At 65.9% G+C, this 24,287-nt stretch carries 19 protein-coding genes; 10 read left to right on the top strand and 9 right to left on the bottom strand.

Annotated elements, in window-relative coordinates:
- Positions 1–21: 21 nt before the first annotated feature.
- The 3 genes from AC1L6K_RS08420 to AC1L6K_RS08410 all read left to right on the top strand — a co-directional run bounded on the left by AC1L6K_RS08420 (position 22) and on the right by AC1L6K_RS08410 (position 4,068).
- Positions 22–567, top strand: a complete 546-nt coding sequence (locus AC1L6K_RS08420) for a GtrA family protein (protein WP_480952252.1) — start codon at positions 22–24, stop codon at positions 565–567.
- A gap of 364 nt (positions 568–931) precedes the next feature.
- Positions 932–1,558: a hypothetical protein gene (locus AC1L6K_RS08415; protein ID WP_480952251.1), complete on the top strand. Its 627-nt coding sequence runs from the start codon at positions 932–934 to the stop codon at positions 1,556–1,558.
- Positions 1,559–1,584: 26 nt separating this feature from the next.
- Entirely contained in the window at positions 1,585–4,068 is a 2,484-nt protein-coding gene (locus tag AC1L6K_RS08410) for an Ig-like domain-containing protein (RefSeq protein ID WP_480952250.1), read from the top strand.
- 96 nt (positions 4,069–4,164) lie between these two features.
- On the opposite strand, the gene AC1L6K_RS08405 is transcribed toward AC1L6K_RS08410, so the two are convergent.
- The 6 genes from AC1L6K_RS08405 to AC1L6K_RS08380 form a co-directional block, all read right to left on the bottom strand.
- Positions 4,165–4,458 carry a DUF1540 domain-containing protein gene (locus AC1L6K_RS08405; RefSeq protein ID WP_480952249.1) on the bottom strand — a complete coding sequence of 98 codons (294 nt, stop codon included), beginning with the start codon at positions 4,456–4,458 and terminating at the stop codon, positions 4,165–4,167.
- Between the two features lie 404 nt (positions 4,459–4,862).
- Positions 4,863–6,041, bottom strand: a complete 1,179-nt coding sequence (locus AC1L6K_RS08400) for a cysteine desulfurase family protein (RefSeq protein ID WP_480952248.1) — start codon at positions 6,039–6,041, stop codon at positions 4,863–4,865.
- Positions 6,038–6,973, bottom strand: coding sequence for a carboxylating nicotinate-nucleotide diphosphorylase (gene nadC / locus AC1L6K_RS08395; RefSeq protein WP_480952247.1), 936 nt, complete (start codon positions 6,971–6,973; stop codon positions 6,038–6,040). The genes AC1L6K_RS08400 and nadC overlap by 4 nt, the downstream gene beginning before the upstream one ends.
- On the bottom strand, positions 6,970–8,793 hold the full coding sequence (gene nadB / locus AC1L6K_RS08390; protein ID WP_480952246.1) for an L-aspartate oxidase: 1,824 nt from the start codon (positions 8,791–8,793) through the stop codon (positions 6,970–6,972). The genes nadC and nadB overlap by 4 nt, the downstream gene beginning before the upstream one ends.
- Positions 8,790–10,190 (bottom strand): quinolinate synthase NadA, encoded by a 1,401-nt coding sequence (nadA, locus tag AC1L6K_RS08385; RefSeq protein WP_480952245.1) that lies wholly within the window; start codon positions 10,188–10,190, stop codon positions 8,790–8,792. The genes nadB and nadA overlap by 4 nt, the downstream gene beginning before the upstream one ends.
- A 79-nt stretch (positions 10,191–10,269) precedes the next feature.
- Positions 10,270–11,019: an NUDIX hydrolase gene (locus AC1L6K_RS08380; protein WP_480952244.1), complete on the bottom strand. Its 750-nt coding sequence runs from the start codon at positions 11,017–11,019 to the stop codon at positions 10,270–10,272.
- 158 nt (positions 11,020–11,177) lie between these two features.
- On the opposite strand from AC1L6K_RS08380, the gene AC1L6K_RS08375 reads away from it, so the two are divergent.
- From AC1L6K_RS08375 to AC1L6K_RS08345, 7 genes are all read left to right on the top strand, one after another.
- Positions 11,178–12,053 carry a siderophore-interacting protein gene (locus AC1L6K_RS08375; RefSeq protein ID WP_480952243.1) on the top strand — a complete coding sequence of 292 codons (876 nt, stop codon included), beginning with the start codon at positions 11,178–11,180 and terminating at the stop codon, positions 12,051–12,053.
- Between the two features lie 119 nt (positions 12,054–12,172).
- On the top strand, positions 12,173–13,123 hold the full coding sequence (locus AC1L6K_RS08370; protein WP_480952242.1) for an ABC transporter substrate-binding protein: 951 nt from the start codon (positions 12,173–12,175) through the stop codon (positions 13,121–13,123).
- A 7-nt stretch (positions 13,124–13,130) separates the two neighbouring features.
- On the top strand, positions 13,131–14,168 hold the full coding sequence (locus tag AC1L6K_RS08365) for a FecCD family ABC transporter permease (protein WP_480952241.1): 1,038 nt from the start codon (positions 13,131–13,133) through the stop codon (positions 14,166–14,168).
- Positions 14,165–15,247: a FecCD family ABC transporter permease gene (locus tag AC1L6K_RS08360; protein ID WP_480952240.1), complete on the top strand. Its 1,083-nt coding sequence runs from the start codon at positions 14,165–14,167 to the stop codon at positions 15,245–15,247. The genes AC1L6K_RS08365 and AC1L6K_RS08360 overlap by 4 nt, the downstream gene beginning before the upstream one ends.
- 28 nt (positions 15,248–15,275) lie before the next feature.
- Positions 15,276–16,100: an ABC transporter ATP-binding protein gene (locus tag AC1L6K_RS08355; protein ID WP_480952716.1), complete on the top strand. Its 825-nt coding sequence runs from the start codon at positions 15,276–15,278 to the stop codon at positions 16,098–16,100.
- Positions 16,101–16,224: 124 nt separating this feature from the next.
- Complete coding sequence (locus tag AC1L6K_RS08350) at positions 16,225–17,616, top strand: amino acid permease (protein WP_480952239.1); 1,392 nt, start codon at positions 16,225–16,227, stop codon at positions 17,614–17,616.
- Positions 17,617–17,697: 81 nt separating this feature from the next.
- Positions 17,698–18,516 carry an alpha/beta fold hydrolase gene (locus AC1L6K_RS08345; RefSeq protein ID WP_480952238.1) on the top strand — a complete coding sequence of 273 codons (819 nt, stop codon included), beginning with the start codon at positions 17,698–17,700 and terminating at the stop codon, positions 18,514–18,516.
- On the opposite strand, the gene AC1L6K_RS08340 is transcribed toward AC1L6K_RS08345, so the two are convergent.
- The 3 genes from AC1L6K_RS08340 to AC1L6K_RS08330 all read right to left on the bottom strand — a co-directional run bounded on the left by AC1L6K_RS08340 (position 18,500) and on the right by AC1L6K_RS08330 (position 24,280).
- Positions 18,500–19,816, bottom strand: coding sequence for an MFS transporter (locus AC1L6K_RS08340; RefSeq protein ID WP_480952237.1), 1,317 nt, complete (start codon positions 19,814–19,816; stop codon positions 18,500–18,502). The genes AC1L6K_RS08345 and AC1L6K_RS08340 overlap by 17 nt on opposite strands.
- Before the next feature lie 82 nt (positions 19,817–19,898).
- Positions 19,899–23,069, bottom strand: a complete 3,171-nt coding sequence (locus tag AC1L6K_RS08335; protein ID WP_480952236.1) for an AAA family ATPase — start codon at positions 23,067–23,069, stop codon at positions 19,899–19,901.
- Positions 23,066–24,280, bottom strand: coding sequence for an exonuclease SbcCD subunit D (locus tag AC1L6K_RS08330; RefSeq protein ID WP_480952235.1), 1,215 nt, complete (start codon positions 24,278–24,280; stop codon positions 23,066–23,068). The genes AC1L6K_RS08335 and AC1L6K_RS08330 overlap by 4 nt, the downstream gene beginning before the upstream one ends.
- Positions 24,281–24,287: the final 7 nt, after the last annotated feature.

The following is a 24,287-nucleotide window of genomic DNA, read 5'->3' as shown; positions in this document are numbered from 1 at the left end:
AGCTGGCAAGATTGGCTACCTATGGCAACAGCAGCATCCCCGGAACCGATCCCCGCGGATCCCACTCCCAGCGCAAGGGACAGCGGGATCTTTGCTGCACCCGCGGCATGGGTGCGCCGCAACCCGGTATTGGCTTCACAGTTGCGCGGATTCGCCGTCGTTGCCATTATATGCACCGTGATTTCAATGGCAATTTTTGCCAGCCTGCGCCCCCAGTTCGGGACACAGTGGGCCAATGCCATCTCGCTGGTCCTCTGTTCGGTGCTCAACACCGAACTCAACCGCAGGATGAGCTTTGGCATTCGCAGCCGCCACTTATGGTGGCGCGACCAGCGGCGCGGGTTGTGGGTCATGCTCCTCGCCCTCGCCATGACCAGCGGCAGCCTGTGGGTGCTGCACGAGGCCGCCCCCGGGGCGTCAATCGTCACCGAGCTGTCGGTCATCGTGCTGGGCAACGTAGCCTCAGCCGTCACCCGCTTCCTGCTGTTGCGGTACTGGATCTTCCGGCGCGTGCGCCATGGTGGAGCCAAGCAGCCGCATGAGACCAGCGTCCAATCCGTCCCCTAGGTGCCGGGACGGAGCTCGTGATTACCGGCATCCGCATGGCCGCCGGTAACACCACCGCCTAACCCGCTGCCCCAGCACGACACAGCCTGATTCGCCATATCCGGAGTCCTGGTGTTGTGGCGAGGAGGTCGCACCGTTTCATTGTCCGTTCGGACCTGCCTTATGGTTTTGGGCTGTCCCTTCGGCTAGGGACCGCCAGGCTGGGTAGTTTTCCACGGACGTGACAGTTAGTGTCAAGAGACAATTTGACACTGCCGTATAGTTGGCAGTATAAGATCTTGGGGGCTTGCGGATACCTGGGAGGGTCCGCCTGTTGAACCAGGCAAGTAATTCAACTACTTTGGTTCCAAGACAGGTCTCAGTCATGAATACCCCCTCTTCGCGCACCCGCAAGATCGCCATGTTCGCTGCCGCCCCGCTTGCGGTGTTGATTGCCGGGGGAATGGTTTGGCAGGGTTCCCAGGCCGCCTTCACGGCATCCACCCGCAATGCCGGCAGCTCCTGGAGCACCGGCAACGTCGTTCTCACCGATGATGACCTGGGTGCGGCCGCGTTCACTGTGGAAAACATTGTCCCCGGCCAGACCGGACAGAAGTGCATCGTGGTCACATCGCAGTCCAACGTCCCGGGCGAGGTTCGGGCATACACGCAGAACCTGATCACCGCGAAGGGTCTGGAAGCCCATATCTTCTTCGATCTGGAGCAGGGCACGGGCGGTTCGTTCAATGACTGCGCCGGCTTCACGCCCACCGCCAACGACGTCCCCGAGCTGCCCATCTCCACCCTGGCTTCGGTCAACCGCGACTTCGCCACCGGCGGTGCCTCTTGGGACACTGCTGGAACACCCGGCGAAACCCAGAGCTACCGCGGGACGTGGCGGTTCGACACCGCCGGCATGGGCCAGGACGAGATCAACGCCTTGCAGGGTGCGCGTGTTGGCATCGACCTGGTGTGGGAGCTCCAGTCCGACGCCGCTCCCACACTGCCGTAGCCGGCAGGCCACGGCAGCTTTAACCTGTGAACCGGGAGGATCCCGGGTCCGCCCGGGAACCCTCCCGGCGGGACCCGCTGTTGTCCGCAGATGGCTGGGCGGTCTTGCTGGCGTCCCTTGCATCGCGACTTTATCTGGGCGTGCTGTTGTGCCTTGCCCTGATAGCATTTGCTCCCGCCCTGTTGGGCTGGCACGGCACGGTAGTGCAGAGCGGGTCCATGGAACCGCACATCAGCGCCGGCGACGTTGTAATCGCTGCCGGCTTCGACTCCACCTTGAAGGTCCCGGTGGGCGGTGTCGTGCAGTTCACCAGCCCCGCGGAGGCCGAACCCAGCGGGGTGGAGAAGACCCGCCTGCACAGAATCGTTGCTGAAAACCCGGACGGAACGTTTGTCACTGCCGGCGACGCCAACGCTGAGGTGGACAGCACCCCGCTCAAGCGCGGTCAGATCACCGGACAGGCAAGGATTCTTGTTCCTTTACTGGGGCTGCCTGGACTCTGGCTGGGCCTCGGAAACTTCCCGGCGCTGGCGTGGTGGAGCCTACTGACGCTGCTCGCCGTCGCCTTGGCCGTGTACGGCGCCCGCACCGCCAAAGGCCCGGCAAACGCAGACACGGGCGAAGAAGAAAACGACGAGGGGGGCTCCCCCGATGCTGCATCGACTTCCTCCGGCGCCCGTTCCAAGCGCTGGAAGGCCCGCGCCGCCGTCGGCCTCGTTGCAGTCCTGGCTGTGCTGGTGCTGGCCACCTCCACGGCGTTCTCATCAGCGGCATTCACGGCCACCACGGCGAACGCCGGCAGCACCTTCGGCACGGCCGCGGACTGGGAGCCGCCGTCGGTCACCCTGGCCAGCCCCGGGACCACAGTCCGGGGAAGCGTTGCACTGACGGCAGTTGCCAGCGATGCGGGGACAGGCCTACGCAGCGTGGCCATACAGTACCTGCCACCCAGCGGCGCGTGGACCACGCTGTGCACCCGTACAGCCGAACCCCATTCCTGCACGTGGAACACCCAGGCTGGCCCGGATGGTTCCTACAGCCTCAGGGCCGTCGCCACGGACAACACCGGCCTCACCACCATCTCAGCCCCAGCCCAAACCACTGTGGCCAACTCCTTCGCCGTCGTTCTCACCGACCCCGGCGAAATAGTTCGCGGCAACGTGAATGTCGCCGCCACGCTTCACAGCCCTGGAAACGCCCAATACAGCGTCCGACTGGAATATTCCCTGGCCGGGGCCAACAAGTGGAACACGCTGTGCTTGAAACTGGCCGCCCCTTACGAATGCACCTGGGCCACCGGCGCGACTACCGGCGCCTTTGCCAACGACTTCTACGACCTCCGTGCCGTGGCCGTCTCCGGGTCCACTTCCACCTACTCGGAGCCCATCACCGATGTGCTGGTGGACAACCTGGCACCCACGGTGACCATGAGCGATCCCGGCACACCCCTGGCTGGAGTCAGGACCTTCGCGGCAGTGGCCGCGGACGCCCACTCGGGCGTCGAGACGGTGCAGATCCAGTATGCCGGCACGGGCACCAGCACCTGGGTAACACTCTGCACGGCCACCGATGCGCCCTATTCGTGCCGGTTCAACACCGCGGCTATGGCCTCCGCCTCCTACAGCTTCAGGGCCATAGCCACGGATGCTGCGGGCAACAGCACCACCTCGGCCCCTATCGCCAACCGTATGGTGGACAACACCGTGTCCTCGGTGTCCATGGAGGATCCCGGCGCCTACCTGTCGGGCACCACGCACCTTGCCGCCGTGGCGAACTCGACGGCGGGAGTGGCCAGCGTCCGGATCCAGTCGTCGCCCGCCGGGACGAACACGTGGACCACTCGCTGCACCCTGGCCGCAACACCGTACTCGTGCATGTGGGACACACGGACCACGGCCGACGGACTCTATGATTTCCGGGCCGTCCTCACCGACGGTGCAGGCAAGGAAACAACGTCTGCCCTCGTCGCCTCCCGCCGCGTGGACAACAGCCCCCTGCGCGCAGCAGACGTTCAAGCCACCAACGGGATAGGCGCCGGGGGCAAGTTCGACGCCGGCGACATCCTCAGCTTCACTTACAGCCAACAAGTCAATCCGGCGTCCGTCACGCCGGGTTGGGCCGGCGCTGCCCTGCCCGTCACGGTCCGGCTGCGCGACGGCAACGTCCAAGGCGTGGGCACGGGCAACAACGCTGACGTGGTGGACATCCAGCGGCCGGGAAGCACCGTGAACCTGGGCTCAATCAACACGAAGGGGAACTTCGCCAAGAACAAAAAAACCATCACGTTCAATGCCACCATGACGGCCGCAACAGTAACCACCGGCGGCGTCCCGAGGACCGTTGTCACAGTGACGCTGGCGGCCCCCACCAGCGGGGCCGGGAACCTCACCACCGCCAGCACTGCTGTCGCGATGGTGTGGACGCCGTTGTCGTCGGTCACCAGCATGTCCGGCGTTGCGTGCTCCATCGCACCCATAACCGAATCCGGCACACTCGACAGGGACTTCTAACCAGGACGAATGCCTGGTAATCCGCAAGCAGCCATGGTGGCGGTCGATCATGACGGATCCATGCCAGCTGAAAAAACCTGGCAGTCCGAGCGAACGCTAGCTGGTGTGCTCGTAGGTCAGGCAGTCGGCGTTGTCTGCGCCGGGGCCAACACGGACGGAGTCGGCCCCGCACATCAGGTGGTCGTTGTGGACGCATTCGGTGCGCTGGCAGGCCCCCACCGAAGCCAAGACCTTCGGCAGCCCCCCGTGCACGCCGGTGTCGATGAAAGTGGCACACTGTGCGTGATCCGAGTTGCCGCCAATCGTGATGCCGGCGGCACCGCAATGGGTGTGGTCATTGAACGAGCAATTCGACACGGTGCAATCGGTGACGGGAACGGTGACAGTCATGATGCTCTCCTTGCTGCGAAATCCGGCCCGGGCGGCCTGATTTCCTCCACCGTACGCCCAAAAGCGGCGAACCAATTAGTGCCAATTTTGTGCGCTATTTCCGCACGTTCATGGGATAAATGAATGAATTCCCATTCAGGTCTCATCTGCTTGGCAAGCTTGTGCGAAGAGAACGAACCACGCACATCCCACGGTTCATCCCCATCACATTCATGGCACTGGCTGTGGGCGGAACAATGGTGGCCACGGGCCTGCTCGTCTCCACTTCAGAGCCCGACCATCCCTTCGCCGTCGTCCACCCCAACGGCTCCGCAGGGAATCATCGAGGTCCCTGGCTGCGCAGCCTTGGCCGACGCCGTCCTCCACGCCTGCCTCACCTGGGCCGCCCTGTCGGGAGTCACGCCCTAGCGGCCCAGCCCCAGTATCCGTTCGACGGCTGCCACCAGCTCGGTGGCCGCCGTTTCCAGCGCCCCGGCTGTGACGTCGGAGCCGAAGCTGAAGCGCAACGCCGTCTGGGCCACCGCCCGGTCGATCCCCAGGGCGCTCAGCACGGCCGACGGTTCATCCGAACCCGCAGCACACGCCGAGCCGGAAGAGCACACTATCCCGCGCCGCTCCAGCTCCAGCAGCACCGATTCGCCGCTGGTGCCCGGGAAGCAGAATGAGGCCACGTTCGGCAGCCGCCGCGTCCTGTGCCCCGTGGGCACGGCCGCGGGAAGCTCCCGGAGAATCCGCCCAATAAAATCGTCCCGCAATTCCGTGACGCGTTCGACGGCGGCCGGCCGTGACGCCTCAGCCATCCCCAACGCTGTGGCCAGGGCGACGGCAAACGCCACATTTTCGGTCCCGGAGCGGTTGCCGCGCTCCTGCCCGCCGCCGTGGATCAGCGGCTCGTACAGGGTGCCGCCCTTGACGTACAGCAGCCCGACGCCCTTGGGTGCACCAATCTTGTGCCCCGAAATGCTCAGCGCCGTGACGCCCAGTTCACGGACATTCAACGGCAGCCAGCCCGCGGCCTGGACCGCGTCGCTGTGCAGCGGCACCCCCGCGGCTGTTGCCACGGCGGACAGCGCGGGCAGGTCCTGGACGGTCCCCACCTCGTTGTTGGCGTACATGATGGAGGCAACGGCAACATCGCTGCCGGCCGCCCCGCCGGCAGAACCAGCCAGCAGGCCGGCGAACACCTCCGCGTCCACCACGCCACAGGCATCAACCGGAACCAGCTCAACCTCGAAGCCGTGGACGCGGCGCAGATAGTCGGCCGATTCCATGATCGCCGGATGCTCCACCGCACTGACCAGCACCCGGTTCGGCCGGGGATCTGCCGCCCGGCGGGCCAGGGCAATGCCCTTCAACGCCAGGTTGTCGGCCTCGGTGCCGCCGGAGGTGAAGGTGAGCTCCTCCGGACGGGCACCCAACGCCGTCGCACATTTGTCCCGGGCCCCGGCCAGGGCGGTTGCGGCCAGCTCCCCCAGCTCATGGTGGCTGGAGGGGTTGCCGAACTGGTTGGTCAGGTACGGGAACATGGCCTCGATGACCTCCCGCCGGACGGGCGTGGTGGCGGCCGCATCAAGGAAGATCACGGCAGTTCCACGGCCCCATTCAGCTCCACGGCGATGTCCAGGCCCAAATCCAGGGCACGCACGCTGTGGGTCAGGGCCCCGACGGAAATGATGTCAACACCTGTGCGAGCGATGCCGGCGATCGTGGACAGGTTCACGTTGCCGCTGGCCTCCACCAGTGCCCGGCCGTTGACGAGCGCCACACCCTGCACGAGTTCCTCGTTGCTGAAGTTGTCGAGCATGATGGTGTCCACGCCGGCCGCCAGCACGGGCTCAATCTGCGCCAGCGTGTCCACCTCAACCTCAAAGTGCACGGTGTGCGGCAGCTGGGCGCGGACGCCTGCGAGGGCGGCCGTCAGCTTGCCGTGGTCTCCGCCGGTGAGCACGGCCAGGTGGTTGTCCTTGGCCAGCACCGCGTCCGAGAGCGAAAACCTGTGGTTGTGCCCGCCACCGCAGCGCACCGCATACCGCTCGAGGATGCGCAGGCCCGGCGTCGTCTTGCGCGTGTCGGTGACACGGGCCTTCGTGCCGGCGATGAGCGCGGCGTACCCGGCCGTCTGGGTGGCGATCGCACTCATGCGCTGCGTCAGGTTCAGCGCGATCCGCTCCCCCGTCAACACGCCGCGCGCCAGGCCGGTCACGGACATGAGCCGCACCCCCTTTTCAAACCGCACACCGTCGGCCACCAGCTGCTCCACCCGCGCGTCCGGGTCCTGCATCACCATGGCGGCCCGGAACACGTCCCCGCCGGAGAAGATGCCGGGTTCGCGCGCCACCAGCCAGGCCGTGGCCCGGGCGTCGGCCGGCAGCAGCGTGGCCGAGGTAATGTCCCCGTACGGCGCATCCTCGGCAAAGGCCCGCTGCAGGATGTCCGCGATGGCGGTGCGCGGCAGTTGCGGCAGTGTTCTGGTGTTCACGGCAGTTTCCTTCAAGACAGGTACGACGGCGTTCATACTGTTTCGCTTTCACGCTGGGGTTCGGCTGTGGTCAAGGCCGGGACGGGGTTGAGCCAGAGGTTCGATGCCCGGGTGGTGCCTTGGGCGCCTTCCGGCCCCTGTGGGAAGTCGGCGCGGAAGTGCGCACCGACGGAGTTTTCCCGGGCCAGGGCTGCGTGCACCAGCAGCTGCGCCACAAGGTGCAGATTGCTGTCTTCGTGCTCCCGGCGGAGCTCGGTGTCCGAGGTAATGGCGGCATCGGGGTGCCAGCCTGCCGGACTGCCGGCAGGCTGGCGCAAGGCGCCGAGCGCATCCGCCGCCAGCTTCAGTCCGCCGGCATCCCGGACGACCCCTGCGTGCGAAGCCATCAGGCGGCGCAGCTCGATGCGGGACAGTGTGGCGGCCTCCGTCTCTTTCCCTTCCCCCTCCAGGGGTGCCGGAATGAGGGGAAGCCGGGTGGCGCCGTCGTGCGTCACCGGCCAGGTGTGCTCCCCGGTGGCGGCAGCCGTGAAGGCCGTGACGGCGCGGCGGCTGAAGACGAGGCCCTCGAGCAGCGAGTTGGAGGCGAGCCGGTTGGCGCCGTGGACGCCGGTGCAGGCTGCCTCACCGGCGGCATAGAGGCCGGGGACGGAGGTGCGGCCGAGGAGGTCGGTGGCAATTCCGCCCATCCAGTAGTGCGCGGCGGGTGCCACGGGGAGCCAGTCGCGGCGCCAGTCGAAGCCCAGGGCCGTGGTGGTTGCGTCGATCGTGGGGAAGCGCCGTGCGAGGTAGCCGGGACCGCTGGCCGCCTCGATGCCGGTGGCGTCCAGGAAGACGTGCTGGGGGCTTGCTGCCCGGCCGGCGGGATTGTTCTCCCTGACAGCGGCGTCGCCGGTTGTTTTTCCCGCAAGGGCGGCCAAGTGGGCCGCGATGCTGCGGGAGACGACGTCGCGCGGTGCAAGGTCGCCCTCCGGGTGGTAGCGGGACATGAACGCCTCGCCGTTGGCGTCGCGCAGCACTGCCCCGGCTCCGCGGACCGCCTCGGAGATCAGGAAGTTCCGGCCCACTGCGAGCGCCGTGGGGTGGAACTGGAAGTACTCAAGGTCCGCCAGCACGGCACCTGCACGCCACGCGAGGGCCACGCCGTCGCCCGTGGCCACCTGCGGGTTGGTGGTGAATTCGAAAAGCTGCCCGGCGCCGCCTGTTGCGAGCAGCACGGCATCGGCGTCCAGAACCTGGCGTTCCTCCCGCGGGTCCAGGTACGCAATGCCGGCGATGGCAGCGCGGGGCGGGGTCCCGGCGTCGTGCGCTCCAGCGGCATCCCCGGCAGCACGCGCGGGGTGCGGCTGCGTGCGGGCCAGCAGCTCCGTGGCGAAGCAGCCCTCCAGCAGCGTGATCAGGCCCATCGTGGCGGCGTCGCGGACAGCAGCGATGAGCCCGTTGGCGATGGCCGCGCCGGTGGCATCCCCGCCGGCGTGCAGGATCCGCGCGGCCGAGTGGGCGCCCTCCAGGCCCAGGGCCCTCCTGCCGGTGTCGTCGCGGTCAAAGCGCACACCGAAGCGCTCCAGGGCAGCGATGTCGGAGGCGGCCTCGGAGCAGAGGATGCGCACGGCGTCGGGGTCGCACTGGCCGGCACCGGCCTTGAGCGTGTCTGCAATGTGCGCCTCGACCGAGTCGCCCGGCGCCGACTCACCCTCAGCCAGCACGGCGCAAATCCCGCCCTGTGCCTGGTGCGTGTTGCTCTGCGCGAGCGTGCCCTTGGTCAGAAGCGTGACCCGAACCCCGGCCTCGGCGGCAAGCAGCGCACCGTACAACCCGGCGATGCCGCTGCCCACAACCACCAGGTGCGAATTGCTCATGCGCGTGCGGCGCTCAGTGGCTTGCCGATTGGCGGCTGCGCCGGCTTGGGTGCCGTCTTGGATTGCGCCGGTTTGGGTGCCGGCTTGGCCGCGAGCATCCGTTCCAGGGCGATGCGTGCGTTGACGGCTGTGGCTTCCGGGACGGTGATTTGGTTGTGGACCTGCCCAGCGACGAGTCCCTCCAACACCCAGGCGAGGTACCCCGGGTGGATCCTGTACATGGTTGAACATGGGCAGATGACGGGGTCAAGGCAGAAGATGGTGTGCTGCGGGTACTGTGCGGCGAGCCGGTTCACCATGTTGATCTCGGTGCCAATGGCAAAGGTGGTGCCGTCCGGGGCGGCCTGGATGGCCTTGAGGATGTAGTCGGTGGAACCTGCCTCGTCAGCCGCATCCACCACCTCCATGGGGCATTCCGGGTGCACGATCACCCGCACGCCGGGGAAGTCCACCCGGGCCTGTTCGATCTGGGCGACTGTGAAGCGCTTGTGCACCGAGCAGAATCCCTGCCACAGCACCACCTTGGCGTCCTGCATGACCTGTTCGCTGTTGCCGCCCAGGGGCATGCGCGGATTCCACAGCGGCATCTGCTCCAGCGCAACCCCCATGGCCTTGGCAGTGTTCCGGCCCAGGTGCTGGTCGGGGAAGAACAGCACCCGCCGGCCACGCTCATACGCCCATGCCAGCACCGTCGAGGCATTGGAGGAGGTGCACACGATGCCGCCATGCTCGCCGCAAAACGCCTTCAGCGCGGCCGAGGAATTCATGTAGGTGACGGGAATGACGGGAACCCGGCCGTCGGCGTCGGGCTCGGTGCCGTACAGCTGCTCAAGCTCGGCCCAGCACGCCTCCACCGAGGGAAGGTCGGCCATGTCGGCCATGGAGCAGCCGGCGGCAAGGTTGGGCAGGATCACCGATTGCTGGGCGCCGGAGAGCATGTCCGCCGTTTCCGCCATGAAATGCACGCCGCAAAAGACGATGGCCTCGGCCTTGTCGCGGGTTCTGGCGGCATTGGCCAGCTGGAAGGAATCCCCCACAAAGTCGGCAAACCGGACCACCTCGTCGCGCTGGTAGAAATGCCCCAGCACGACGACGCGTTCCCCGAGTTCCGCCTTGGCGGCGAGAATACGGGACTCAAGTTCGGCGTCGGAGGCGTCCTTGTACTCCTGCGGCAGTTGGCCCTGAGCGGGCGTGGCGGCGGGGGCAACGTCCGCGTCCGAGGCCCCCGGCCCGTACCCGGGGGTGCCTGCGAGCGCCTCGGCAAGGTCAAATTCCCAGGGACCCTTGGCCAGGTCGTCGTCGCAGCTCTCCTGCGCCCGGCCGGGCAAGCCGGCAGGCCGGGCTGCCTCTGCCTGCTCGCGGGTGATCAGCTGGATGGTGGTGTTCACGGATGACATGGTGTGCTCCAAGGTGTGAGGCAGTGGGAGGTTGTGGCGCTTCGGCCGCGAAGGGGTTCGGCCAGACGAGGCGGCAGGGTTACGGGGTTGGTTGTGGGGCTGGCTTCGGGTTAGGCTGGCCGCCCTCGTGTTCCGCGTCGGGGTTCCCGGAGTAGCGGTACAAGCGCGGCGGACGGTGCTTGCCACCCTGCAGGAACTCATCGGTCGGTTCAATGTGGGCCGTTTGCTTGAGCTGGCGGCGGAAGTTGGCAGGATCCACGCTGCGGTTCAGGACCGCCTCGTACACCTCGCGCATCTGGGCCAGAGTGAACTTTTCACCCAGCAGGTGGTGGGCGATGGAACCGTAGGCCATCTTGTTGCGCAGCCGCCACAGGGCGTAGTCAACGATCTCGTTGTGGTCAAAGGCCAGCGTTTGCAGCCCGTCCGCACGGAACCACTTCACGTTTTCCGATTCCCGGGTCATTTCCGCCTCGGTTGACTGGACCATCGCCCAGTACACGATCGAGACCACCCGCTGGCTGGGTGAACGGTGCAGCCCGCCAAATGCGTACAGCTGCTCCAGGTAGCTTGGCGCCAGACCTGTGGTGTCCTGAAGGTTTCGGCCCGCCGCATCCAACAGGGAATCCGCCTGGGTCAACGGTCCGCCCGGCAGCGCCCACAGCTCCTGGAACGGTTCGCGAATGCGGCGCACCAGCGGCAGCCACAGAGTGGGGCGGCCGCTGTCCGCACTGGGACGAAGGGCGAAGATGACTGTGGAGATGGCCAGGGCCGGCGGCTGGGCCAGGCGTTCGCTGATGTTTGCCGCGCTGACGAACCGTTTTTGTTCCATGCCCGCACCCCGCTTCCCTAGTTAGAGTCAGATTGACTACAACTGATTCTACGGCCACTTCCCCGTCTGAACAAATATCTCGCAACAGTGACCACCGGCTGGAACGAGGAAAGCCAGCCAGCCCAGCGCGTGCCGGCCACCCGTTAGGCTGGCTATCGATGGAAACGAGCACAAGCACCGCCCACTTGCCCACGGAACCGTATCGCCTGTTTCACACGAAGGTCCGGACAACGGAGCAGATTTCCCCTGGCTTTATTCGCGTGACGCTTGAAGCAGACCAGCTGAGGCACTTTGCCCCGTACGGCTTGGACCAGCGAATCAAACTCGTGCTACCGGATGCTCGGGGCCACTATGCGGATTTCTGGCGGGTGCGGGAAACCTCTCCATCAACCCGAGCCTGGCAACAACTTCGCAATGCCCTGCCCGAGGCAGAGCGCAACCTGATGCGCACCTACACACCCAGCGCCATCCGCCCGGACGCCGGTCAGGTGGATGTGGACTTTGTCCTTCACGAAAATCCAGGGCCGGCAAGTTCCTGGGCACTGAACGCCGCGGCCGGTGACGAACTGGTACTTTCCGGACCGGACATCCGCGCCGGGAACATGCTCCAGGGCATCCAGTGGCAGCCCGGCAAAGCGCACCATCTCTTGCTGATCGGGGATGAGACAGCACTCCCGGCAATGCAAAACATCGTGACGGCGCAAGGGCCCGGCACTCAGTTGCAAGCCCTGCTCGAGGTGGGCAAACTGGCGGATGCCCTCGCATGGCAGGCGCCGCACACGCCATCGACGGTGTCGGTGCAAGCCCGAACGGGCACCCCCTACGGCCACCAATTGCGCACACTGGCAGCGTCATGGGCCACGAGGCGCGGGAGTGCGGCCGCCAGTCAGGGCGAGGGCTTTTTTGCCTGGATTGCCGCAGAGGCCGGGTTGGCGGCCGAGCTTCGGCACCTCTTGGTTCGGGAGTACGGAATCGCCTCCTCACAGGTCCATTTTCAAGGTTATTGGAACATGGGACCCCGGAGGACGCAATAGTGTCCCGTAAATTAGCTTAGGATAGTCTTACCTTATTAGCGGCGCCGTCATTGCGGCTGGGGCAACAGTGGCCGCCCGCGACGCGCAATCACCGTCCCACCATTTTCGAAGGATCCTCCATGCCCAACAGCATTGCCTCGTTACGCGCTGCGTCCCGCCTACGGGTGCTCGCCGTAACAGCCCTCGCGGCCCTCGCCCTGGCCTCCTGCAGCGCGGGCGACACCGAGCCGTCGTCGTCCGCTGCGGCATCGGCGACTCACGACGTGGAGCACGCACGGGGAACGGCGGCCGTGCCCACAACGCCCAAGCGTGTAGTGGTCCTGGAACCGGTCCAGCTGGACACTGCCGTGGCGCTGGGCATCACCCCCGTCGGCGCGGCCGTGGCCAGCAACGTCAAGGGCATCCCGGCGTACCTGGGGGAGGCAGCCGGCGCCATCGAATCCGTGGGGACCGTGCCGGAGCCCAGCCTGGAGAAGATCGCGGCCTTGCATCCGGACCTCATCTTGGGCACGGAGTCACGCCATTCGGCGTTGTTCAAGCAGCTCAGCGACATCGCCCCGACTGTTTTTATGGCCTCCCAGGCCGACCCCTGGCAGGATAACGTCGCCCTGGTGGGCAACGCCCTGAACCAAGGCGCCAAGGCTCAGGAACTGTTGGGCAGCTATCAGGACCGCTGTGCCGATATCGCCGCGAAGTTCAAGATCGACGGCGTCACGGCCCAGCTGGTTCGTCCTCGTGACGAGAGCGTGCTGAGCCTCTACGGACCCACCTCGTTTGCCGGCAGTGCATTGGAGTGCACCGGGTTGAAAATTCCTGCCCGCGACTGGGAAGGATCCATCTCGGTGGACATCTCTCCGGAACGAATCTTGGAAGCCAAGGCAGACTACGTCTTCGTGACCACAACTGATGTGGCGGATACTGGAACAATCCCGGCCTCGATCAGCAGCAACGCCGCATCCTTCCCCAACGTCAAACTTGTTGACACGTCCTACTGGGTCTCCGGTGTCGGACCGCTGGGTGGCAGCGCCGTCCTCGACGACATTGAACGCATCCTCCAGGACACCAAGTAACTCAACCATGGAAGCACCCACTGTCACAGCAGGCCCAAGCGCCCCGCATCCCGCCCGGACGCGCATCCTCGTGATGCCAGTTCTGGTGGGCTTGCTGGTGCTCTCCATGGTGCTGTCCCTGGCCTTGGGTGCCAACACCTTGGGCCTGCCCCGCATTCTTGACACGCTCGCAGGTGGCGGCGATGCCGAGTCCCGCTATGTCGTGTGGGACCTGCGAGTCCCCCGGACCGTTGCTGGATTGCTCGTCGGGGCTGCACTCGGGGTATCGGGCGCACTGATTCAGGCATTCACCCGCAATCCGCTGGCCGATCCGGGCATCCTTGGTGTCAATGCCGGTGCCGCGTTCTTCGTGGCGCTGGGCGTTGCCTTCCTCGGGATAACGTCGAGCTCGGGCTACGTCTGGTTGGCTTTTGCCGGCGCCCTGCTCGTCACCGTTGCCGTTTATGTCATCGGCTCTTCCGGACGTGGCGCTGCCGACCCGATCCGGCTGACGTTGGCAGGGGTTGCCATCGCGGCGGTGCTGTCGGGCATCACCACCGGCATGACGTTGAGCAATCCGGAAGCCTTTGATCAAATGCGGAATTGGAATGCCGGGACGCTTCTTGGCCGCGGCTTTGACGTCCTGGTGCCGGTCTTGCCCTTCATTGCCGTCGGTCTCCTGTTGGCCATCACCATCGCGCCTGGCCTGAACTCGATTGCTTTGGGCGAGGACGTGGCCCGGGCCCAAGGGGTGAACGTCACACGCGTACGGATCGTGGTCATCGTTGCCGGAACGCTGCTGGCTGGATCCGCAACGGCCATCGCCGGGCCCATTTCTTTTGTTGGCTTGATGATTCCGCACGTGGTCCGTTGGATGTTCGGTCCGGACCAGCGCGTCATCATGACTGCCTCGATCATTCTGGCACCGACCCTGCTGCTGCTCTCGGACATTCTGGGCCGCCTGCTGATACGACCCGGAGAAATGCCCGTCGGGATCGTGACAGCATTCCTCGGGGCCCCCGTGTTAATCGTCCTCGTGCGGCGGAGAAAGGCCAGCAGCCTGTGACGCCCACCCATCCCACGACGGCCACTTCAACGCCGCCCGACGTCGAATTCGGCTACCGGCGCGTGAGCGTCGGCAGCGACAGTTTCCATGTGGTGCTGCACCTGCGGACGGTGTTGGTGGCGCTGGCCTTCAGTGCATTGATCGTGGTCCTGGCCGTGGCCGCGCTCATGAACGGCGACTACGAGCTGACCCTTTCCCAGGTAGTCGGAGCCCTCGACGGATCCGAGGAGAGCCTCGCCCGCACGGTGGTTCTTGAATGGCGGCTACCCCGAATCCTCGCCGCGATCATGCTGGGTGCAGCCCTTGCAGTCTCCGGTGCCATCTTCCAAACCCTGACCCGCAATCCCCTCGCCAGCCCCGACATCGTGGGCCTCTCCCATGGCGCATTTACCGGAATGCTGCTCACGGTCTTGGCTTTTGGCGCAACCTGGTCGCTTATGGCCACCGGAGCCGTGGTGGGCGGGGTGCTCGCGGCATTGGCGATCTACACAATTTCCTACCGGGGCGGGATCCAGGGGTTCCGCTTCATCATCGTCGGCATTGCCATTTCGGCCATGTTGGCCTCGGTCAACACCTGGATCTTGCTGCAGGTGGAACTCGAAACGGCCATGTTTGCCTCGGCGTGGGGAGCAGGCACCCTCAACGCCGTAACACCGGAGCAAGTGAACGGTGCGGCATTGGCAATCCTCGTTCTCTTTTTGGCCATCGGCACCCTTGCCCCGGCGCTGCGGCAGCTCGATCTGGGGGACGACGCCGCCGCGGCCCTGGGTATTCGGGTGGGAAGGGTCCGCCTGCTTGCCATCATCATCGGGGTCGGGCTCGTGTGCGTGGCAACCGCCGTCGCAGGCCCCGTAGCCTTCGTTGCCCTCGCCGCTCCACAAATAGCGCAACGCGCAGCCCGCACACCCCACCTGCCGTTGGCCTTGTCGGCCTTGGTGGGAGGCGTCATCCTGCTGGGCTCGGACTTCATTGCCCAACACGTTCTGCCACACCCGCTGCCCGTCGGTGTTGTCACCGTCGTCGTCGGCGGCGCCTACCTGGTCTGGGCCATCATTGGCGAGATTCGCAAGCAGGCATGAGCATCCCATGAAGCACAAAGGAAACGTCATGATCGATGAAGCCAACCCCACCACAGGACCGCTGTCCACCGCCCGGTTGGAGGCCGAAGCAGTCACCCTTGGCTACGCGCAGCGGAGAATATCCGACAACCTCACTGTACGCATCCCTGACGGCTCGTTTACGGTCATAGTTGGCCCGAATGCTTGCGGAAAGTCCACCCTTCTGCGCGGTTTATCCAATCTCCTCAAACCCTCTGGGGGCCAGATCCTGTTGGACGGCAAGAAGATTGCCGGCTACCCCTCCAAACAGCTTGCCCGAGAGCTGGGACTGCTGCCCCAATCCTCGGTCGCACCCAGTGGCATCACTGTTGCGGACCTCGTCGCCCGCGGCCGGTACCCCTATCAAAACCTGGTCCGCCAATGGTCCACGGCGGATTCGACAGCTGTGGCACAGGCCCTGGCGGCGACCAACACCACCAGCCTGTCCGCGCGTCTGGTCGAGGAGCTCTCGGGCGGTCAGCGTCAGCGCGTTTGGGTGGCCATGGCACTGGCCCAGCAGACATCGATCTTGCTCTTGGACGAACCCACCACCTTCCTCGACATCGCCCACCAAATCGAATTGCTGGAACTCTTTCGCACCCTCAACCGGGACGGACGAACCTTAGTGGCGGTGTTGCACGATCTCAACCACGCAGCCAGGTACGCAACCCACATCATCGCCATGAAGGACGGCCAGGTCATGGCTGAGGGGAGCCCTCGGGAGATCATCACGGCAGAACTGGTCGAGCGGGTCTTTGACCTGCCGAATATTGTCATCGACGACCCCGTGACGGGAAGCCCGCTGGTCATTCCCCTCGGCACGGCTGCGCGGTAGCCGGCGTCCTGTCCCGCGCCCGCTTTGGGCCACCGCGGGTAGTGGTGGATAATTCTTGGCAGGGGCCAACCGCTCGTCCCCTCGGCCTACCCGGCCCGCAACGCTAAAGAAGGCCCTCCACCACATGCTCCCCCAGACGTCCGCGCCCGCCCCTGCCACGACCGGTTTGGGCAACTCGCTCAAGCAGCGCCAGCTGACCATGATGGGCCTTGGCAGTGCCATCGGTGCCGGGCTCTTTCTCGGTTCGGGCGAAGGGATCAAGCAGGCCGGCCCGGCTGTGTTGATCTCCTACCTGGTCGCCGGCACCTTGATCATCCTGGTCATGTGGGCGCTGGGCGAGATGGCCGCGGCCAACCCCAACTCGGGCGCCTTCTCGGTCTACGCGGAAAGGGCCATGGGCAAGGTCGCCGGATCCACGGTGGGCTGGTTGTGGTGGCTGCAGCTGGTCGTGGTGATTGCCGCCGAGGCGCTGGGGGCCTCACAGCTCCTTGTCACCATTTGGCCGGTGCTGCCTTCCTGGCTGCTGACCTTGATATTCATGGTGGTGTTCACGACCATCAACCTCACCTCGGTGAAGAACTATGGCGAGTTTGAGTTCTGGTTTGCGCTGCTGAAGGTCGCGGCCATCGTGCTTTTCCTGGCCTTTGGGGCGGCCCTGCTGTTGGGCTGGATTCCCGGCGCCGCCTCTCCCGGCTTGAGCAATTTCACCGATCACGGCGGCTTTGCCCCGGCGGGCATGGCCGGCATCACCACGGCGTTGTTCGTGGTGATCTTCGCCTTTGGCGGCACCGAAATTGTGGCTGTGGCCGCCGCCGAAACGTCCACCCCTGCACGCAGTGTGGCGGTGGCGGTGCGCACTGTGGTGTGGCGCATCCTGGTGTTTTACGTGGGGTCCATCTTCGTCATCGCGGCCGTCCTGCCGTGGACCTCGGAGGCGCTTTCCTCCCCCTTTGCCGGTGTTTTGAACGTCGCCGGGCTGCCGTGGGCGGGCACCGTCATCACCCTGGTTGCTGTTGCCGCGCTGCTGTCGGCCTTGAATGCCAACTTGTACGGCGCCTCCCGCATGATCCACTCACTGGCCGAACGCAGCGAAGCGCCACACGTTTTTGCCCGCACCAACCAGCGCTTCGTCCCGGTTGCCGCCGTCACCGTTTCGGTGGCGTTTGGTTTCATCACAGTGCTCCTGGATTTCCTGTATCCGGGAGTCGTCCTGAATGCCCTGCTGAATCTGGTGGGCTCCACCTGCCTGGTCGTCTGGGGTTCGGCGCTGCTTTCACAATTCATCCTGCGCCGCCGCGCCGACAGGGACGGGACGGCGCTGCCCCTGCGCATGCGCGGCTTCCCCGTGCTGACGCTTGCCGGTTTGGCGCTCCTCACAGCCATTTTCGTGATCGGCTTCTCCGACCCTGTCAGCCGCAGCCAGCTCCTGAGCACCTTTGGCCTGGTCGCCGGCATCGCCCTTCTCAGCAAGGCCGGGCAATGGCAGGCCCAACGGCGCGCCAGGGCTCTCAACTAACGGGCGCAGTTTTCGCACGGGCCCGGATTCGCTATGGTTGAAGCACGACGGCGGCACTGGCCTCCGCGGGAAAGGTTGGCCATGGTTTCCCCCGGCAAGCACACGGCAGCGCTGGCTCCCCACAACACTGAAGGCGCCTCCGCAGGACTTCATGTTGTGGTCTTTGAGCCTGCGAGCCCTGCTCCACTCCCCCCTGTCTTTTTGATCCACGGTTTTGCTTCCTCGGTGGAATTGAACTGGGTCAAGACAGGCTGGGTCACGGCCCTGAACCGGGCCGGGCGCCGTGTCATCAGTGTTGACCTGCCCGGGCACGGGCACAGCCTGGCACCCTACGACCTTGATTCCTACACGCCAGGGAAGATTCGGGCCGACCTGTTGCAGATCCTCTTCGACCAGGGGGTCCAGCCGCTCATCGAGGATGATCCTGCCAGCGGTGTCGACCTCATCGGGTATTCGCTCGGCGCGCGCCTGGCCTGGGAATTTGGTGCCACGCAGCACGAGCTGGTGCGCAAAATGGTGTTGGGCGGTCCCAATCCGGAAGACCCGCTGGCGGATTTTGACCTCAAGGCCGCCCAGGACTTCCTCAACGACGGCACGCCGATCGCCGACGAATCGACAGCCTGGCTGCTGAACATGGCCCAGGTGATTCCGTCGAACGACATTTTCGCGCTGCTGGCACTTGTTCAGGCCGTGAAGATGGAGCCCTTTGATCCCACGGATGCTGTGCCACGCATGCCGATCCTGCTTGTCGCCGGAGGCCTGGACGAGCGGGCCCGCAGCATGAGCCGGCTTGCCGCACTGAGCCCGGACGCGCAGCAGCTTGTCATCGCCGGACGCACCCACAACAACACGGTGACCTCACGCGAGTTCAAGGAAGCGGCCATCAGTTTCCTGGCGTGAGCCGCCGGCGCAGCACCACGGCGGCCACGAGACCGAGCAGGAACAACGTTGTGGCGGCCGCAATTGGCACCAGGAACGCCGCACCGTAGCCCTCACTTTGGGCCAGCGACCCCGACAGCGCCGAGCCCAGCGCCGTGCCGGCCACAATGCCGCTGGCCAGGGCCGTCATGACGGTGCCCATCCACTGTGGCGGGGCCACGACGCTGCCAACGCTGAAGATTGTCACCATGGTCGGTCCCACGGGGAGCCCCACCAGCAGCAGCACCCATGCCATCTGGCCCAACGAGGCAGGCACCAGGAACGCCATGGTCCCTGCTGCCATGAGGCCCGAGGCCAACACCCAGCGCCACGCGTAGCTGAACTTCACCGGCCAGTAGGCAACCGACAAGGCAGTCAAGGCCGAGCTGGCACCCATGATCGCGTACATGAGCCCGGCCTGGTCGACCGAACCGTGTACGCCTGTAAACGCCGTCAGTGACGTTTGCGCCGAACCAAAGAAGGTGCCCATGCACAGCATCGCAGCCACAGGCACGGCCACGAGGAACCAATTCGGCTTCTCCGCTGTCACATAGCCGGCATTGCCGACAACACTGTTGGGTGTGGGGCTGGCACTGACCAGCTCCGCCGTCGGGTGCAGGGCAAACAACGTCACGAGCGTCACTGTCAGGACAGCTGCAAGCACCAGCGGCAGCCACGGCGCGACCAGCGACGCCAGCAGGCCGACAAGGGCAGGTCCCAGCACAAAAGTCACTTCATCGGCGGTGCCTTCAAGGGACAGGGCCGTGTCAACCATGGGCGCCCGCTGCTTCACGGGAAGCTGCTTGCTCATCGCCATCCAGCGCACGCGGGACAGCGGGCCGACCTGGGGTGAGGTGCCCCCTGCCACCAGGGCTGTCAGCAGCACGACCAGCGTGGCCCCGTCGGTGAGCTGGGCACCGTTGTCCGGCAGCAGCACATAGGCCAGGAAAACCACCGTCATGACGAGGATGAAATTCACGACGGCGGCGACGAGCAGCACCCGCCGCTGGCCCAGCCGGTCGGCCAAGTAACCCACCACCGGGGCGCCCACGGCCGCACCCAGGCCAATGCTGCCGGCCGCGAACCCGCCGATGGCGTACGAGTTGCTGACCTGGGTGACCATTGTCAGCACTCCGATGGTCAGCATCGCCAACGGCACACGGGCAAAGAGCCCGAGGGGAATGTAGCTTCGTCCGGCAAGTCTGGGCAGGAGGGAATAACGGCCGCCCTTGACGGCAGGGGCGGCTGTTGCGGGGGCTTCGGGGGAGGTCGTGGAGCTCAACTACTTTCACATCTTTTGCCGTGGACCGTACCGGTTTCAAACACCGGCTCACCTGACTCACAGACCCGCCAAGTCTACCCGTCTATGGCGCCGCGGAACCCGCCATCCTCAGCTCCAGGGTGGAACCGTTGCGGCCCTTGTGCACGTGCAGGTGCAGGGGTATGCGCTGCTTCATCTCGGCGACGTGGCTGACCAGCCCGACCATCCGTCCGCCGTCGCGCAGTCCCTCCAGTGCGTCCATGACTTGTTCCAGGGACTGTTCGTCGAGACTGCCAAAGCCCTCGTCGACGAAGAGCGTTTCAATGTCCAGGCCGCCGGATTCGTATTGCACAACATCTGAAAGACCCAGCGCCAGTGACAGCGACGCCATGAACGACTCCCCTCCGGACAGGGTTGCCGTGTCCCTGCTGATGCCTGTCCACTGGTCCACGACCTCCAAACCGAGCCCGGATTTCTTGTTCCCGGACTTCGCATCGCTGTGGCGCAGCGTGTAGCGGGCATCGCTCATGGTCGCCAGGCGCACCGAGGCCGCCTCGGCCACCTGTTCCAGGCGCGCAGCCAGAACATAGCTTGTCAGCGTCATCTTGTACTTGTTGTCGCCGCCGCCGCGCACAGCCTCCGCCAGTCCGGCCAACAGCCGCGCCTTGTCCCGCAGGGGGGCAACGCTCTTGTCCAGGGCCGCGAAAGCCGTCCCGGTTGTGCCTAGCTGTGCCGCAGCCGACCGCGCCAGCCCCAACGCCAGCGCTCCTTCGCGGGTCTGCGCCAATGCCTGCCTTGCATCCTGCGCCAGCGACGCCAAAATCTCCGCGGTGGGGGCGCCAATATTGGCATCCACTTCGGCTTGGGCGGCGAGGACTTCGGGTGCAGCCAGCCTGTCGGCATTGACTGCCACTGCCCTGGCATGGTCCTTGAGGTCCTTGTCCAGGGCGGCTGCGGCGGCGGGGGCCAACAGCGCCGCCTGCACGTGTTCGACGTCGGCAAACACCGAGTCCGCAAGCGCCCGCTCCAGCGCAGTCCCGGCGTCGTCCCGGGCCGCAGCCGCGGTGGCGCGCCGCCGCACGGCGTGCAGGAGCTCCTCCCCCGGCAGCTGGGCCCCGGCCAGTGCCGTGCGCCGCGCAGCCAGCGACTCAAAGCCGTCGCGGGCAACGCTGAGATGCTCGCCCAGAAGTGCAATCTCCTGCACCATGGCGGCGTTGCCGGCTTCCAGCGACGCCGCCTGCCCGGTGGCCGCCAGCACCTGCGCTTGCGCCTGGCCCATGCTGGTCTGGAGTGCCGCTGCCTCGGTGTTCAGGGCTGCGAGTTGGGCGGCCGCCTCGACGGCGTGGCTGTGTGCAAGCTTCTTAAGCCCGACGTCGTCCCTCGCCTCCTGCAGCCCGCCTCCGCCTCCGCGTCCGGCCAGGACCGCGAGAATGTTCTTGGCGTCAGAGTGTTGCGTGCGCGCCGTGTTGGCAAGCGCGTCGGCGCTGTCGAAGGCTTTTTTGGCAGCCTTCTCGGCCCGCACCAGGTCGGCTCCGGAGCCGGCCAGGGGCGAGGGTGCAGGATGTTCTGTGCTGCCGCAGACCTGGCAGGGCTCGCCGTCGACGAGGTTGGCGGCCAGTTCCCCGGCCGCCTCGCTGAGCCTGCGGTTGAAGGCCTCCAGCCAACCTTCCTTGGCGTCCAGGGCGTGCTCCCGGGCGCTTGACTCGGCCGCGGCGAGGTCGTCCACCTGGCGGCTCTGCCCCTGGTGCTCCTCGATGGCCGTGACCAGCAGTGCCGCCTGTTCGGCAGCCTTGGCCGTGTGTTCGACGTTTTGGGCGCCCTGGCGGAGCGTCTCCTGCAGCTTCTGCACCTCGGCCAGTCGCGTCTGGTCCGCGGCAACAGCGGCGGATTGTTGTTCCTGCTGCTTGAGTGCGAGCGCCAGTGACTTCTCGTTTTGTGCCAGGGCAGCCGTTTTTTGGCCGAGCCGGGCTTCGTCCGGCAGTGCCCCGTCAACGGCTGCGAGCCGGGTTGTCAGCTCACGGTCGAGCCTTTCCAGGTCCGCGGCATCGGCGTCTGCTGCAGGCTTTCCCAGCAGCGCGGCAGCGATGTCGTTGGCGTCGAAGGCCGCCGCAGCCGCCGCCGCCCTGGCCTTGGCCTGCTCACTGTCCTTGTTGGCCTTGACGGCTGCCGCCACCACGGCTGCCAGCACCTGCGCTTCGTGATGTTGTTCCTGCCGGTGGCGCCACTGCTGTGCCTGTTCCGCCAGTCCGGCCAGCCTTTCCCGTTCCGCTGCCGCCGAGGCAAGCGCCTTGTGGCGGCTGCTGCGGCTGTCCGCTTCCTTCACGGCGTCGGCCAGTGCATCGGACCGCGCCTGGAATTGCCCGTCCCGCTGCGTGGCGCGTTCGACGGCGCGGGCCAGTCCCTCATTGAGTGCGCCAAAAAGTTCCGTGCCCTGCAACTCGCTGAGGCCGGCCGGGCCGTCGGTTTCCGGCAGTTTGTCTGCCGGCTCCGCCGCTTCGACGGCAGGCTCCGGCGTTTCGACGGCAGGCTCCGGCACAACACCGGCTGCCTCCCCGGCCTGCAGCCGGGCTTCCGCCTGCAGTTTTGCGTCGGCGGCCAGAACAGCTGCCGCCTGGCTGCGGGCAAGCTGCTCGGCAGCCGCCAGCTCCCCGATCCCGGCGGCGACGGCGGCCTGGGCGACCCTTGAGTCGGTGGCCAGCCGGATTTCCAGGTCCTTGTAAATGTCGGTGCCAAATAGTTTCTGCAGGAGCACCTGCCGTTCCTCGGCGCTGGCCCGCAGGAACGCCGCAAAATCGCCCTGGGCCAACAGCACAACCTTGGTGAATTGGGCCATGCTCATGCCCAAAAGATCCTGAATCTCGGCGGCCGCCTCGTCATTGCGGGTTGACTTCACTTCCCAGCCCTCTGCTGTCATTTCACGCAACTGGGTGCTGGCCTGCTCGCGCGTTGTGCCCGTGCCGCGCTTGACCGGGCGCATCCACTCGGGGCTGCGCCGCACCTCGAGGCGCCGCCCGCCGGCACTGAACTCGCACAACACCTCGGGGCCGACGCCTTCGGCCGCATGATGGCTGCGCAGTTGGTTCTGGGCGCCCTGCCGGGCACCTGGGACGCGTCCGTAGAGCGCATAGGCGATGGCGTCAAGGACGCTGGTCTTGCCTGCTCCGGTTGAACCGTTGAGAAGGAACAGCCCTTGGGCGCCCAACGCGTCAAAGTCAACGGTTTCCCGTCCGGCAAAGGGGCCGAACGCCTGGATTTCCAAACGGTGGATCCTCACAGTGCCGCCTCCTGTTCCCGCACGCCTGCCAGGGCTGAACGCAATACCTGTTGTTCGTCGTCGCTGGCGCCGCGGTGGCGCACGTGGTCAAGGAAGCCGCAGCACAGCTCCAGCTCGTCGGCGGCCTTGGCAATGCGGTCACCATAGCTTTGCTTGTCTGCCGTGCGGGCCGTTTCCGGCTCAAACATCAGCACCAGGGTGTGTGGGAACCGGGTGCGCAACCTGTCCATGGCCAGTTCCGGACGGTCATTGTCCGTGAGGGTGATTTGGCAGTAGTCATCCTCGGCAGAAGACCATTCTCCGTCCGTCAGGAGGTCGTCGAGATTTCCGCTCAGGATGCTCAGGGCCCGTTCCGGCGCCCAGTCCACCTTTGTGACCGTGCCCAGACCGTCAGGGGTGATCTCCAGCAGCCATGCGCCCTTGTTGTGCCGGGCCTCCGAGAAGGAATACGGGAGCGGGGAGCCGGAATAGCGCACGGTTTCGCTCAGCCGCTGCGGTCCGTGCAGGTGGCCCAGGGCCGTGTAGGTGAAGGAGTCGAAGAGATCCAGCGGGACGGCGCCCACTCCCCCGACCGACAGTTCCCGTTCGCTGGCGGAGGTGATGCCGCCGCTGGCAAAAGTGTGGGCCAGCACCACCGACGCGGTGCCGGGCGCGCGTGTGGCAAGGTCGGCGGAAATCAGCTTGACGGCTGCTTCGGTGACGCTGAAGTGCGTCCCGTTCTCCACGCCCAGTTCCTCGGCGACCAGGCGGGGTTCCAGGAACGGAATCCCGTAGATGGCCACCTGACCGCCGTCGTATGTTGCCGGGCCGACTCCGTCGCTGGCCTCCGCGCCGGTGTCGGCGTTTGGTTTCATGAGCGGCAGCAGGACGGGAGTTGCCAGGTCCGCCAGGCGGGTGCGCAGGTGCACCCCTGCACGTTCAAGAAGCCGGCCGCCAAATCCAAGCCTGGTGGCGGAATCGTGATTGCCGCTGGTGACCACCACCTGGACCCCGGCAGCATTGAGTCGGGCCAGAATGTCATCAAAAAGGTTCACCACATCGACACTGGGCAGTGCGCGGTCATACACGTCCCCGGCAACCAGCACCACGTCAACGTGTTCCGCCGTGACGGTGTCAAGAAGTTGGTCGGCGAAGCGCCGCTGGGCGGCCAGCGTGCCGATGCCGTGGAACGACCTGCCCAAATGCCAGTCTGAGGTGTGAAGTAACTTCATGCCTCCA

Source organism: Specibacter sp. BI4, assembly GCF_056680095.1.
The sequence above is the reverse complement of the archived record's forward strand: the minus strand, read 5'-3'. Positions and strand labels throughout refer to the sequence as shown.